This window comes from Limnohabitans sp. (assembly GCF_030158565.1).
Lineage (GTDB): Bacteria > Pseudomonadota > Gammaproteobacteria > Burkholderiales > Burkholderiaceae_C > Limnohabitans_A.
In genome coordinates, this window is record NZ_JAOASQ010000063.1 from 39,793 (window position 1) to 52,718 (window position 12,926).

Annotated in this window: 12 protein-coding genes; 11 read left to right on the forward strand and 1 reads right to left on the reverse strand. The window is 58.7% G+C overall.

What is annotated here, in order from left to right; all coding sequences use genetic code 11:
• Nucleotides 1-203 precede the first annotated feature (203 nt).
• The 8 genes from rimP (at nucleotide 204) to Q1W40_RS13260 (ending at nucleotide 10,462) form a co-directional block, all read left to right on the forward strand.
• Complete coding sequence (gene rimP, locus Q1W40_RS13225) at nucleotides 204-767, forward strand: ribosome maturation factor RimP (protein WP_300712836.1); 564 nt, start codon at nucleotides 204-206, stop codon at nucleotides 765-767.
• 70 nt (nucleotides 768-837) lie between these two features.
• Complete coding sequence (nusA, locus tag Q1W40_RS13230) at nucleotides 838-2,322, forward strand: transcription termination factor NusA (protein ID WP_300712838.1); 1,485 nt, start codon at nucleotides 838-840, stop codon at nucleotides 2,320-2,322.
• 25 nt (nucleotides 2,323-2,347) lie between these two features.
• Complete coding sequence (infB, locus tag Q1W40_RS13235; RefSeq protein ID WP_300712840.1) at nucleotides 2,348-5,299, forward strand: translation initiation factor IF-2; 2,952 nt, start codon at nucleotides 2,348-2,350, stop codon at nucleotides 5,297-5,299.
• Entirely contained in the window at nucleotides 5,300-5,674 is a 375-nt protein-coding gene (gene rbfA, locus Q1W40_RS13240) for a 30S ribosome-binding factor RbfA (RefSeq protein ID WP_108322622.1), read from the forward strand.
• 3 nt (nucleotides 5,675-5,677) lie between these two features.
• Nucleotides 5,678-6,658: a tRNA pseudouridine(55) synthase TruB gene (truB, locus tag Q1W40_RS13245; RefSeq protein WP_300712843.1), complete on the forward strand. Its 981-nt coding sequence runs from the start codon at nucleotides 5,678-5,680 to the stop codon at nucleotides 6,656-6,658.
• A 13-nt stretch (nucleotides 6,659-6,671) separates the two neighbouring features.
• Entirely contained in the window at nucleotides 6,672-8,489 is a 1,818-nt protein-coding gene (typA, locus tag Q1W40_RS13250) for a translational GTPase TypA (protein WP_300712845.1), read from the forward strand.
• A 13-nt stretch (nucleotides 8,490-8,502) separates the two neighbouring features.
• Entirely contained in the window at nucleotides 8,503-9,387 is an 885-nt protein-coding gene (locus tag Q1W40_RS13255; protein ID WP_300712847.1) for a DMT family transporter, read from the forward strand.
• Nucleotides 9,380-10,462, forward strand: a complete 1,083-nt coding sequence (locus Q1W40_RS13260; RefSeq protein WP_300712849.1) for an enoyl-CoA hydratase/isomerase family protein — start codon at nucleotides 9,380-9,382, stop codon at nucleotides 10,460-10,462. The genes Q1W40_RS13255 and Q1W40_RS13260 overlap by 8 nt, the downstream gene beginning before the upstream one ends.
• 81 nt (nucleotides 10,463-10,543) lie before the next feature.
• Here Q1W40_RS13260 and smpB read toward each other — a convergent pair whose 3' ends face one another.
• Nucleotides 10,544-11,032: an SsrA-binding protein SmpB gene (smpB, locus tag Q1W40_RS13265; RefSeq protein ID WP_108322627.1), complete on the reverse strand. Its 489-nt coding sequence runs from the start codon at nucleotides 11,030-11,032 to the stop codon at nucleotides 10,544-10,546.
• A gap of 94 nt (nucleotides 11,033-11,126) precedes the next feature.
• Here smpB and Q1W40_RS13270 point away from each other — a divergent pair, with 94 nt between their 5' ends.
• The 3 genes from Q1W40_RS13270 to Q1W40_RS13280 are packed head-to-tail and all read left to right on the forward strand — an operon-like array spanning nucleotide 11,127 to nucleotide 12,848.
• On the forward strand, nucleotides 11,127-11,567 hold the full coding sequence (locus Q1W40_RS13270; protein ID WP_300712850.1) for a type II toxin-antitoxin system RatA family toxin: 441 nt from the start codon (nucleotides 11,127-11,129) through the stop codon (nucleotides 11,565-11,567).
• Nucleotides 11,560-11,919: an RnfH family protein gene (locus Q1W40_RS13275; RefSeq protein WP_300712852.1), complete on the forward strand. Its 360-nt coding sequence runs from the start codon at nucleotides 11,560-11,562 to the stop codon at nucleotides 11,917-11,919. The genes Q1W40_RS13270 and Q1W40_RS13275 overlap by 8 nt, the downstream gene beginning before the upstream one ends.
• 20 nt (nucleotides 11,920-11,939) lie before the next feature.
• Nucleotides 11,940-12,848 (forward strand): class I SAM-dependent methyltransferase, encoded by a 909-nt coding sequence (locus tag Q1W40_RS13280; protein WP_108322630.1) that lies wholly within the window; start codon nucleotides 11,940-11,942, stop codon nucleotides 12,846-12,848.
• The last annotated feature ends 78 nt before the right edge of the window (nucleotides 12,849-12,926 follow it).

Below are 12,926 nucleotides of genomic sequence, written 5' to 3' on the forward strand. Positions count from 1 at the left end.
GCTTTTGACGGCCCATTGTGCCTTGCCGTCGGCCCCGGGATGCCCTAGCCTGGCCCGATGCGCTTTCATGCTCATATTTCTCTTAAAAATCACACACTTAGCGCATTTATCGGATAGAATACCGGCTTCACGACCAAACGGGCGGGTTTTCACCGCCCGTTTTTTTTGGTCTTTCATTTTTAAGTTTGACATTTCGAAGTTCTGTGGCACTGCAACAAATCGTTGAAGAAACCGTGATCGGCCTGGGCTATGACCTGGTCGAAATTGAACGCTCTGCGGGCGGCTTGCTGCGCATCACGATCGATTGGCCATGGCAGCCTGGCTCTGATGCCTTCATCACGGTAGAAGACTGCGAAAAAGTCAATCGGCAGTTGCAGTTCGCCCTCGAAGTCGACGGCGTGACCTACAACCGCCTTGAAATCTCATCCCCAGGTATTGACCGGCCACTGCGCCACGAAAAAGACTTTGAACGTTTTGCAGGCGAGTTGATCGACCTGACGCTCAAAGCCCCCATGGGTGAAAGCGCCCAAGGCATGGTCAGTGCCAACCGCAAAAAATTCCGCGGCACGCTCGAGCGTGACGCCGCAGGCACAGGCTGGCAAATCGTCTGGAGCGACGAGCCAGCCGTCAAACCAGGCCAAAGGATCAGTAAAAAACGCGTGCCAGCCCCCTTGCATGCACTGGGTTTCACGCTGGATGAACTGCGTGAAGCCCGTTTGGCACCTGTTGTGGATTTCAAAGGGCGCAAGCCCAAGGCGCAAGCCTGACCTTGTGTCGGCTGTTGAATATGTGAATCGGGGCTGCACAGCAGTCCTACTGGATTAGGAGAGTCGAGTCATGAATCGCGAAATGTTGATGTTGGTCGATGCCATCTCACGTGAAAAGAACGTGGAGCGCGACGTGGTGTTTGGTGCCGTGGAAGCCGCCTTGGCCCAAGCCACCAAAAAGCTGTATCCCGGCGAAGTGGATATCCGCGTGTCGGTCGACCGCGACAGCGGCAGCTATGAAACTTTCCGCCGCTGGCACGTGGTGCCCGATGAAGCTGGCCTGCAATTGCCCGAGCAAGAAATCCTCTTGTTCGAAGCCAAAGAACAAATCCCGGACATCGAAGTTGACGAGTACATCGAAGAGCCGATCGAGTCATTGCCCATTGGCCGCATTGGCGCGATGGCGGCCAAGCAGGTGATCTTGCAAAAAATCCGCGACGCCGAACGTGAAATGCTGCTCAACGACTTCATGTCGCGTGGCGAAAAGATCTTTGTGGGCACCGTCAAGCGCATGGACAAGGGTGACATCATCTGCGAAGCAGGCCGCGTTGAAGGCCGTCTGCGTCGCAGCGAGATGATCCCCAAGGAAAACCTGCGCAGCGGTGACCGTGTGCGCGCCATGATCATGGACGTGGACCTGACCTTGCGCGGCGCCCCCATCATCTTGTCGCGTTCTGCCCCTGAATTCATGATCGAGCTGTTCCGTCAGGAAGTGCCCGAGATCGAACAAGGTCTGCTGGAGATCAAAACCTGCGCCCGTGATCCCGGCTCGCGCGCCAAGATTGCCGTGCTGTCGCACGACAAGCGCGTGGACCCCATCGGCACTTGCGTCGGTGTGCGTGGCACCCGTGTGAACGCCGTGACCAACGAGTTGGCCGGTGAGCGCGTGGACATCGTGCTGTGGAGCGAAGACCCAGCCCAGTTCGTGATCGGTGCGCTGGCTCCTGCCAACGTGCAGTCCATCGTGGTGGACGAAGAAAAGCACGCCATGGATGTGGTGGTGGACGAAGAAAACCTGGCGATCGCGATTGGCCGTGGTGGTCAAAACGTCCGCTTGGCATCTGACCTGACCGGCTGGAAGATCAACATCATGGATGCCGCCGAGTCTGCACAAAAGCAGGCCGAAGAAAGCTCCGGCATCCGTCAGCTGTTCATGGAAAAGCTGGACGTGGACCAGGAAATCGCCGACATCCTGATCGAAGAAGGTTTCACCAGCCTGGAAGAAGTGGCCTATGTGCCGATCCAGGAAATGCTGGAGATTGAAAGCTTCGACGAAGACACGATCAACGAGCTGCGTTCACGCGCCAAAGACGCTTTGTTGACCATGGAGATCGCGATTGAAGAAAGCGTTGAAGACGTTTCTCAAGATCTGCGTGACCTGCCAGGCTTGACGCCTGAGCTGATTTCCAAGCTGGTGGAAGCGGGTGTCCACACCCGTGACGACCTGGCTGACCTGGCCACCGACGAATTGACCGACATCACGGGTCAAACTGCCGAAGAGGCCACCGCCCTGATCATGAAAGCCCGCGAACATTGGTTCGCAGGCCAGGCCTGAACTTAACGGAGGCTTGAACACCATTATGTCCAGCACCACAGTTGCCGAGTTCGCCAATGAACTCAAAAAATCCGCCGATGTCTTGTTGCAACAATTGAGCGCAGCAGGCGTGGCCAAACAATCGGACAGCGATGCGCTTTCCGACGCCGACAAGCAAAAGCTGCTGAGCTATTTGCAAACCAGTCACGGCACCCAAGCCGGTGATCGCAAGAAAATCACCCTGGTCAAGAAATCGACCAGTGAAATCAAGCAGGCCGACGCCACGGGCAAGGCCCGCACGATCCAGGTGGAAGTGCGCAAGAAACGCACTTTGATCAAACGCGATGACGAAGTGGTGACTGAGTCACCCGTCGAAGAGCCTCAAGAGCCCTTGATTGATCACGCGGAATTGGCGCGACGCGAAGAAGAAGCTCGCCGTCAGGCTGAGTTGATTCGCCGTCAGGAAGAAGAGCTGGCTGAAAAGCGTCGACTCCGCGAAGAGCAAGAAGCCAAACAACGAGCCGCCGCGCAAGCAGAAGCGCTGCAAGCGCAAGCCGAGGCCTCTGCTCAGGCAGCGCAGGCGGCTCTGGCTGCCAAACCAGTTTTGAGCCGCGATGAGCGTGAGCAACTCGCTCGTGCAGAAGCCGCCAGCATCAATGCATCACAAGCCAAACCGGCCGCACCAGCCACGCCTGCTGAGGCCCCGGAAGTGACTGCAGCTGCCAAAGCTGCAGACAAAGCCACGGCCGATCAGGAGGCCCGTGAAGCCGCTGCGGCCCAAGCCGCTGCGGATTCCAAAGCACGTGCAGACGAAGAAACTGCCCGTGCCCGCGATCTGGATGAACGCCGTCGCAAGGCTTTGGCCGAGGCTGAAGCCATTCGCGCCATGATGAATGCGCCCAAGAAGGTGCTTGTCGCTAAAAAAGAAGAACCCAAAGTCGAGCCCAAAGCGGCTGTCAAGGGCACGCTGCACAAGCCAGCAGGCACACCTGCGCCAGGCGCTCGTGCAGCTGCAGCCAAGGCCGGCGAAGCAGCCGCGCCTGGTGGCAACAAGGAAGTCAAATCAGCCAAGCTGTCCTCCAGCTGGGCAGGGGATCCGGCCAAGAAAAAGGCCATTCCGACGCGTGGTGATTCCAGCGGCGGTGTCGGGCGCAACAGTTGGCGCGCTGGCCCTAAAGGCCGTCGCGGCAACGACCGTGATCGCAACGACTCACACGGCCAATCGGCACCACAGGAAGTGCGTGTGCTCGAAGTCCACGTGCCAGAAACCATCACCGTGGCCGAATTGGCACACAAGATGGCGATCAAGGCATCCGAGGTCATCAAGCACCTGATGAAGCTCGGCCAGATGGCCACCATGAACCAGCCGCTGGACCAAGACACCGCCATGATCGTGGTGGAAGAAATGGGCCACAAAGCCGTGATCGCAGCGCTGGACGATCCTGAAGCCTTCACCGACGAAGAAGTGTCCGATCAGCACGCCGAGGCCTTGCCCCGTGCGCCTGTGGTCACGGTCATGGGTCACGTGGACCACGGCAAGACCTCGCTGCTGGATTACATCCGCCGTGCCAAAGTGGCTTCTGGCGAAGCCGGTGGCATCACGCAGCACATTGGTGCTTACCACGTGGAAACACCCCGCGGCATGATCTCTTTCCTGGACACCCCCGGTCACGAGGCCTTCACGGCCATGCGTGCCCGTGGTGCACAAGCCACCGACATCGTCATCCTGGTGGTGGCGGGTGACGACGGCGTCATGCCCCAGACCAAGGAAGCCATCAAGCACGCCAAAGCCGCAGGTGTTCCTATCGTGGTCGCCATCAACAAGATGGACAAACCCGATTCGAACATCGAACGCGTCCGTGCCGAGCTGATTTCTGAAGAAGTTGTGCCCGAAGAGTTCGGCGGCGATTCGCCTTTCGTGTCCGTATCGGCCAAAACTGGCATGGGCATCGACGACTTGCTGGAGCAAGTGCTCTTGCAAGCCGAAGTGCTGGAACTCAAGGCCCCGGTGCAAGCCGCTGCCAAGGGTCTGGTCATCGAAGCGCGTCTGGACAAGGGCCGTGGTCCTGTGGCCACCATCCTGGTGCAGTCGGGAACTTTGAACACCGGCGACGTGGTGCTGGCAGGCCAGACTTTTGGCCGCGTGCGCGCCATGCTGGATGAAAACGGTGCTGCCATCAAATCGGCAGGCCCTTCGATCCCGGTCGAAATTCAGGGTCTGACCGAAGTGCCGCAAGCCGGTGATGAATTCATGGTCATGGGCGACGAGCGCCGTGCCCGCGAAATCGCCACTTACCGCGCCGGTAAATTCCGCAACACCAAACTGGCCAAGCAACAAGCGGCCAAGCTGGAGAACATGTTCACCGACATGTCTGCGGGCGAAGTCAAGATGCTGCCGATCATCATCAAGGCCGATGTGCAGGGCTCGCAAGAAGCCCTGGGTGCCTCCTTGCTCAAGCTGTCGACCGAAGAAGTCAAAGTTCAACTGGTTTACTCCGGTGTGGGCGGCATCAGCGAGTCCGACATCAACCTGGCGATCGCCTCCAAGGCCATCGTGATCGGTTTCAACGTGCGCGCCGATGCCGGTGCCCGCAAGCTGGCCGAAGGCAATGGCGTTGACGTTCACTACTACAACATCATTTATGACGCTGTGGATGAGCTCAAAGCCGCCATGTCGGGCATGTTGGCTCCTGAGCAACGCGAAGAAATCATGGGTATGGCCGAAATCCGGACCGTGTTCGTGGCTTCCAAGATCGGTACCGTTGCAGGTTGTATGGTCACTTCGGGTCAAGTCACCCGCAACGCCAAATTCCGCCTCCTGCGCGACAACGTGGTCATCTACACGGGCGAGCTCGACTCGCTCAAGCGCCTCAAGGACGATGTGCGCGAAGTCAAAGAAGGCTTCGAGTGCGGTATCAAGCTCAAGAACTACAACGACATCAAAGAAGGCGATTACCTCGAATTCTTCGACGTCAAGGAAATTGCGAGAACGCTGTAAATGGCCCGCAAGAAGGTTTCATCCGTACCGAACCGCGGTTTCCGCGTGGCCGACCAGATCCAGCGCGATCTGGCCGAGTTGATCGCGCGTGAGTTGAAAGACCCACGCGTGGGCATGGTCACGATCAACGCGGTCGAGGTGACACCTGACTATGCCCATGCGAAAGTGTTTTTCAGCGTCTTGACGGGTAACCCCGAAGAGGCGACGGAAGGCCTGAACGCAGCCGCCGGTTTCTTGCGCAATGGTTTGTTCAAGCGTTTGCACATCCACACCGTGCCGACATTGCACTTCATGTTTGACCGCACAACAGAGCGTGCTTCGGACATGAATGCCTTGATTGCCAAAGCCGTTTCTTCACGCGCACAGGACGACTGAGCCATGAACGCGCCACGCACCAGGGTGCAGCGGCGCCCTGTGCACGGGGTGTTGTTGCTCGATAAACCGCTGGGACTGTCCAGCAACCAGGCTTTGCAAAAAGCCAAGTGGTTGCTGCGCGCTGAAAAGGCCGGTCACACCGGGACTCTGGACCCTTTGGCCACAGGCGTCTTGCCTTTGTGTTTTGGTGCAGCGACCAAGTTCAGTCAGCAGCATCTGGATGCCGACAAGGTTTACGAAACGACCGTGCGCCTGGGTTTGAAAACCAGCACGGCCGATGCCGAAGGTGAAGTGATTCAAACGCGTGAAGTGCGTTGCACGCCAGGCATGGTGGTGGAAGTGCTGGACCGGTTCATGGGACCGATCAGCCAGGTGCCACCGATGCACAGTGCCTTGAAAAAGGATGGCAAGGCTTTGTACGAGTATGCCCGGCAAGGTGAAACCGTGGAGCGCGAAGCGCGTCACGTCGTGATCCATGACCTGGAGTTGCTGGACATGCAGCTGCAGGGCGACGTGCCGTTTTTGCGTTTGCGCGTGGCCTGCAGCAAGGGCACTTACATCCGTACCTTGGGCGAAGACATCGCCGAGGCTTTGGACTGTGGCGGTCACTTGAGCGCTTTGCGCCGGGTGGTCACTGGACCGTTCGATGAGGCGCAATGCGTGAGCCTTACGGAGCTGGAAGCGATGGCTGAAGACGAGCGCTTGAGCGCGCTGCAGCCAGTGGAGGTCTTGTTGCCAAGCTACACCGAAGTGAGCCTGGATAGCGAGAACGCCGGAAGATTTTTGAGTGGGGTGCGCCGACGCGGCCCTTGGGTTGATTGTGATCATGTGGCCGTCTATGGAGAACATCCTCGGGCATTGCTGGGAACAGCACATGTGCGTGGCGGCGAATTGATTCCGGGTCGATTGTTGAGCCCGATCGAAATTCAACAGATTTTGGAAAAATCACCTGTCAACGAGCCTTTGCTGGCCGAGCAGGTTTAAAGGAAGAGAAAGCATGAGCAAGCAAATTCGCAACATCGCCATCATCGCGCACGTTGACCACGGTAAAACCACCATGGTCGACCAGCTGCTGCGCCAGTCGGGCACCTTCGCTGACCACGAAAAAGTGGTCGACACCGTGATGGACAACAACGCCATCGAACGCGAGCGTGGCATCACCATCTTGGCCAAAAACTGCGCCGTGAGCTGGGAAGGCACCCACATCAACATCGTGGACACCCCCGGACACGCGGACTTCGGCGGCGAAGTGGAACGCGCCTTGTCCATGGTCGACGGCGTGGTGCTGTTGATCGATGCGCAAGAAGGCCCCATGCCTCAGACCCGCTTCGTCACCAAAAAGGCCTTGGCCCTGGGCCTCAAGCCCATCGTGGTCGTCAACAAAGTGGACAAGCCCGGCGCGAACCCCGACAAAGTCGTGAACGCCGCTTTCGATTTGTTCGACAAACTCGGTGCGAACGACGAGCAGCTGGACTTCCCAGTGGTGTACGCCTCTGGCATCAACGGCTGGACCTCGATGGAAGAGGGCGCTCCTGGTGAGCAGTGGGGCCCCGACATGTCGGCCCTGTTCAACACCGTGCTCAAGCACGTCAAGCCCAACGCGGGCGACCCAGCAGCACCGCTGCAATTGCAGATTTCTGCACTCGACTTCTCGACCTTCGTGGGCCGCATCGGTGTGGGCCGCATCAGCCAGGGTACCGTCAAGCCCAACATGGATGTGGTTGTCATGGAAGGCCCGGACGGCTCCGCCATCAAAGGCCGTGTCAACCAGGTCTTGACTTTCCAAGGTCTGGACCGCGTGCAAGTGACCGAAGCCGGTCCTGGCGACATCGTCTTGATCAACGGCATTGCCGACCTGAACATTGGCGTGACTGTGACTGATCCCACCAACCCTGCACCCTTGCCCATGCTCAAGGTGGACGAGCCCACGCTGACCATGAACTTCTGCGTGAACACCTCGCCATTGGCCGGTCGTGAAGGCAAGTACGTGACCAGCCGTCAGATCTGGGACCGTCTGCAAAAAGAACTCCAGCACAACGTGGCCCTGCGCGTGAAAGAAACCGACGAAGACGGTATCTTTGAAGTGGCCGGTCGCGGTGAATTGCACCTGACCATCTTGCTGGAAAACATGCGCCGCGAAGGCTACGAGCTGGCGGTGTCCAAGCCCCGCGTGCTGTTCCGCGACATCGACGGTGAGCGCCACGAGCCTATCGAGCTGGTCACTGCCGACATCGAAGAAAACCACCAGGGTGGCGTGATGCAAGCCTTGGGCGAGCGCAAGGGCGAACTGGTCAACATGGAACCCGATGGCCGCGGTCGTGTCCGTTTGGAATACCGCATTCCGGCCCGTGGCCTGATCGGTTTCACCAACGAATTCCTGAACCTGACCCGTGGTTCCGGTCTGATCTCCAACATCTTTGACGGCTACGAGCCGCACAAGGGTGAAATCGGTGGCCGCAAGAACGGCGTGCTGATCTCCATGGACGATGGTGAAATCTTCACCTACGCCCTGGGCAAGCTGGACGACCGTGGCCGCATGTTCGTCAAGGCGAACGATCCCGTGTACGAAGGCATGATTGTGGGTATCCACAGCCGTGACAACGACCTGGTGGTCAACGCCACGCGCACCAAGCAGCTGACCAACTTCCGCGTGTCCGGCAAGGAAGACGCGATCAAGATCACACCTCCGATCGACCTGACTCTGGAATACGGCGTCGAGTTCATCGAGGACGACGAACTGGTCGAGATCACGCCCAAGAGTGTGCGTCTGCGCAAGCGCTTCCTCAAGGAAAGCGACCGCAAGCGCAACAAGTGATCGGCTGACGACCATGCGTTTATCGCACGGCATGGCCGTCTGGACCATGGTGGGCGTCACTGCCCTGTGGTCCATGGCCGGGGTGGTGACGCGGCATTTGGAGCAAGCGCGCAGCTTTGAAGTCACCTTCTGGCGCAGCTTCTTCACTGTGGTGTCCTTGCTGGTCATCTTGCCTTTGTGGCAGGGCCGAAGTGTTTGGTCACGGCTGCCTTTGCGCAGCCGTTACTTTTGGTACTCCGGCATTTGCTGGAGTGTCATGTTCACCGCCTTCATGGTGGCGCTCACCCTGACCGCTGTGGCCAATGTGCTGATCACCATGGCGGTGGGGCCTTTGCTGACGGCGCTGATCACCCGGGTGTTTTTGGGCCACCGCCTGCCAGGGCGCACTTGGGTGGCCATTGTGTTGGCTGGCGTTGGCATTGGCTGGATGTATGGCTCGCAACTCAGTCTGGGCGATCCCCATTTCCTGATCGGTTCTCTGGTCGCCTTGTGCGTGCCCATTGCGGGTTCCGTGCAATGGACGCTGGTGCAAAAAAGCCAGAGCGAAGGCCAAAATCTGGATCTCGTGCCCTCGGTCATGCTGGGGGCCATCCTCTCAACGTTGCTGACCTTGCCTTTGTCCATGCCGTTTCAGGCCTCAGTTCATGATGTGGGTTTGCTGGCCATGCTGGGCTTGTTTCAATTGGCCATCCCCTGCGCTTTGTCGGTGGTGTGTGCTCAGGTGCTCAAAGCACCTGAAGTGGCGTTGCTCGCTTTGCTTGAAATCGTTTTTGGCATCGCTTTGGCTTGGTGGGGCGCGAATGAAGCGCCGCTGCTGAGCGTACTTTTGGGAGGCACCCTTGTCCTGGGTGCCTTGCTTCTCAATGAATGGTTAGGCTGGAGACAAAACAATGTCTGATGTCATCGCGCAAATTGAAGGCCGCATCGGCTGCATCACCTTGAACCGCCCCAAGGCGCTGAATGCCTTGTCGCTTGACATGGTGCGTTCATTGACCCAAGCGCTGCTCGCATGGCAGGACAACCCTCAGGTGTTGGCGGTGGCCGTTCGCGGAACGGGCAAAGAGGGACCCTTTGGCGCTTTTTGTGCAGGCGGGGACATTCGTTTCTTCCATCAAGCCGCACACGCAGGCGACACCGCCTTGGGTGATTTTTTCACCGAAGAGTACCGCCTCAACCACCTGATCCACACCTACAGCAAGCCCTACATCGCCTTCATGGACGGCATCGTCATGGGCGGTGGCATGGGCATCAGCCAAGGCGCCAGTGTGCGTGTGGTCACCGAACGCACCAAGATGGCCATGCCCGAAACCAATATTGGGCTCTTTCCCGATGTGGGCGGCGGCTATTTTCTGAGCCGTTGTCCAGGTCGCCTGGGGGAATACCTGGGCCTGACCGGGCACATGCTGGGAGGGGCACAAGCGGTGGCCGCCAAGCTGGCCGACATCGCCTTGCCCAGCGGCATGCTGGAGCCGATCTGGCAGACCTTGATCAGCAGCCCTTTTGAAAATGCTGAATCAGTGGAGCGCTGGGTGCTGGCCCAAGCAGGTGCCATGACGCCGGAAAAACTGACGCCACAGCCTCAGATCGATGAAGTTTTTGGCATGCCCACCATTGCCGACATGCTGAACAAGCTGGAATCGGCGACCGACGAATGGAGCCAGAAAACGGCGGACGCCTTGCGTCACCGCTCGCCTTTGATGCTGCATGTGGTCCTCGAGCAAATCCGCCGTGCGCGTCAGATGAGCCTGGCCGATGACTTGCGCATGGAGCGTGACATGGTTCACCACTGTTTCCACCTGCGATCGGTGGCCGACAGCGACACCGTCGAAGGCATTCGCGCCATGGCGGTGGACAAAGACCACTTGCCGAAATGGAAGCCTGCGCGAGTGGAAGAAGTGGATGCATCCGAAGTGGCACGGTTCTTTGTCAGCCCTTGGCCTTCAGACCACCACCCGCTGCGCGATTTATTCTGAGTGTGGTGCCCCGCTGCGGTGGGGCATTCATTGGCGGCTTGCGCTTGATCGCCCGAAAGGCGGCACTCCCACAAGCCGCTTTCAGCGGTGACGGCTCTTCATGGCGCGTTCGACTTCGCGCTTGCCTTCGCGGTCCTTGATGGTGTCGCGTTTGTCGTGCTCGGCCTTGCCCTTGGCCAGCGCGATGTCGCATTTGACCTTGCCCGATTTCCAGTGCAAATTGATCGGCACCAGGGTGTAGCCCTTTTGTTCGATCTTGCCGATCAGCCGCTTGATCTCTTCCTTGTTCAGCAGCAGCTTGCGCGTGCGTGCGGCTTCGGGGTTGATGTGGGTCGATGCCGTTTTGAGCGGATTGATCAGGCAGCCAATGATGAAAAGTTCGCCATTGCGAATGACCACATAACCGTCCGTGAGCTGCACCTTGCCTTCTCGAATGGCTTTGACTTCCCAGCCTTCCAGCACCATGCCTGCCTCGTAGCGCTCTTCGAAGAAATAGTCGAAGGCCGCCTTTTTATTCTCGGCAATCTTGGCAAAGGTGGGGGCTGCGCTTGTTTTTTTGGTGGTGGCCATGGTCAACAGATAGGGACGGCCTGGCCGTTCTCAAGGAAGTCCAAACGGCTGTAAAGAAAAGCGCCGATTCGGAAAACTACAATCGCACCATTGTATGAAGAATATCCACAAGTCCGTCCTCATCTGGTATGCCCCCGAGGAAATGTTTCGCCTAGTCACCGATGTGGCCCACTACCCCGAGTTTTTGCCTTGGTGCGACCAGTCGCGTGTGCTGGAGTCAGATGCCCAGGGCATGCTGGCCGAAGTGGGCATCAGCCTGGGCGGCATCCACCAAACATTCACCACCCGCAACACCCACGAAGAGGGCCGCTCTGTGGGCATGGCGTTGGTCAAGGGACCCTTTTCTCAGCTCAGCGGCACCTGGCGCTTTTTGCCGGTGGGCGATGGCACGCAGCGGGCTTGCAAAGTCGAGCTGGACTTGCAATACGGTTTTTCCAGCGCCACTTTGGCAGCGCTGATCGGCCCGGTGTTTGACAAGATCGCGGCCAGCCTGGTCGATGCCTTCGTCAAGCGTGCAGAAGCCGTTTATGGCTGAGCCGATGATTCAGATCACGCTGTGTTGGAGCCTGCAGCCTCGCCAGGTGCATGAACACACCATGCAAGTGCCCGCGGGCAGCACGGTACAGTCGCTGATGGCGCATGTTTTGGCTGCAGACTTGCCTCAGGTGTCGGCGGCTGACCTGGTCCAACTGCCTTTCATGCACCCAGGCATCTGGGGCCACAAGGTGGCTTGGACGGCCAAGGTGCACGACGGCGACCGCATTGAGCTGTACCGCGAACTCAAGGTGGACCCCAAAGTGGCACGCCGCCAACGCTTCAAGCGTCAGGGCAAAGGCCGCACCGGCTTGTTTGCCAACCGCAAAAGCGGTTCTGCCGCGGGTTACTGAACCGTTTATTGATCAAGGCCATGCAATCCCTTTTGAACGCCATCGCCCAGATGGACAAGACCACCGATGCGCGCCGTGTTTTCCACGGTCGTGGGGGTGTTTATCCCGACAGCGAACAGTGGACGCTCGATTGGTTTGCGCCGGTCTGGGTCTTGACGAGCTTCAAGCCCGTCACCGACGAAGAACTGGCGCAGTGCCACAGCGCGCTCGAACAACGGTGGCAAACGCTGGCGCCTGGTGAGCCGCTCAACTGGGTGTTCCAGTGCCGTGCCACCGGTCAGACCGAAACCCGCTTGATGGCCGGCAGCGTGCCCGAAAAACACGTGGTGACAGAGCAGGGCGCGCAATACCTGGTGCATGTCTTGCGGGGGCAAAACCACGGTCTGTTTCTGGACATGGCCAATGGGCGTGAATGGCTCAAAAACCACGCCAAGCACGAAAACATCTTGAACCTGTTTGCCTACACCTGTGCCTTTTCGGTGGTGGCCCTGCAGGGCGGGGCGGCGCAAGTCGTCAATGTGGACATGAGCCAGGGTGCACTGGCGGTGGGGCAGCAAAACCACCGCCTCAACGATTTGCCGCCCAAAGCCCGGTTTTTGGGGCACGACATCTTCAAGACTTGGGGCAAGATCAACAAGATGGGCCCTTACGGTGTGGTCGTGATCGACCCGCCCAGCTACCAAAAAGGCAGCTTCATCGCGACCAAGGACTACATCAAGCTGATCCGCCGCCTGCCCGATCTGCTGGAGCCGCAAGGCCATGTGCTGCTGTGCCTGAACGCGCCGGAGTTGGACACGCAGTTTTTGCACAGCCAGGTGACCGAGGCTGCACCCAGCCTGCGCTTTGTGGAGCGCTTGGCCAATCCGGCCGCATTTGTCGATGTTTCACCCGAAAAATCCCTCAAAGTGCTGCATTACCAGAATGCCTGACCCGTCCTGAAAAGCTTCAGCTCAGGCCATTTTTTGGCACGCAGGCAGGGAAATCCCTTGCCCGGCACGGGTACAATC

Excerpts from the sequence above, each read along its gene's own strand:
- nusA (WP_300712838.1), top strand. The coding sequence starts at position 838 with ATGAATCGCGAAATGTTGATGTTGGTCGATGCCATCTCACGTGAAAAG.
- typA (WP_300712845.1), top strand. The coding sequence starts at position 6,672 with ATGAGCAAGCAAATTCGCAACATCGCCATCATCGCGCACGTTGACCAC.
- Q1W40_RS13270 (WP_300712850.1), top strand. The coding sequence starts at position 11,127 with ATGAAGAATATCCACAAGTCCGTCCTCATCTGGTATGCCCCCGAGGAA.
- Q1W40_RS13275 (WP_300712852.1), top strand. The coding sequence starts at position 11,560 with ATGGCTGAGCCGATGATTCAGATCACGCTGTGTTGGAGCCTGCAGCCT.
- truB (WP_300712843.1), top strand. The coding sequence starts at position 5,678 with ATGAACGCGCCACGCACCAGGGTGCAGCGGCGCCCTGTGCACGGGGTG.
- smpB (WP_108322627.1), bottom strand. The coding sequence starts at position 11,032 with ATGGCCACCACCAAAAAAACAAGCGCAGCCCCCACCTTTGCCAAGATT.
- Q1W40_RS13255 (WP_300712847.1), top strand. The coding sequence starts at position 8,503 with ATGCGTTTATCGCACGGCATGGCCGTCTGGACCATGGTGGGCGTCACT.
- Q1W40_RS13260 (WP_300712849.1), top strand. The coding sequence starts at position 9,380 with ATGTCTGATGTCATCGCGCAAATTGAAGGCCGCATCGGCTGCATCACC.
- rbfA (WP_108322622.1), top strand. The coding sequence starts at position 5,300 with ATGGCCCGCAAGAAGGTTTCATCCGTACCGAACCGCGGTTTCCGCGTG.
- Q1W40_RS13280 (WP_108322630.1), top strand. The coding sequence starts at position 11,940 with ATGCAATCCCTTTTGAACGCCATCGCCCAGATGGACAAGACCACCGAT.
- infB (WP_300712840.1), top strand. The coding sequence starts at position 2,348 with ATGTCCAGCACCACAGTTGCCGAGTTCGCCAATGAACTCAAAAAATCC.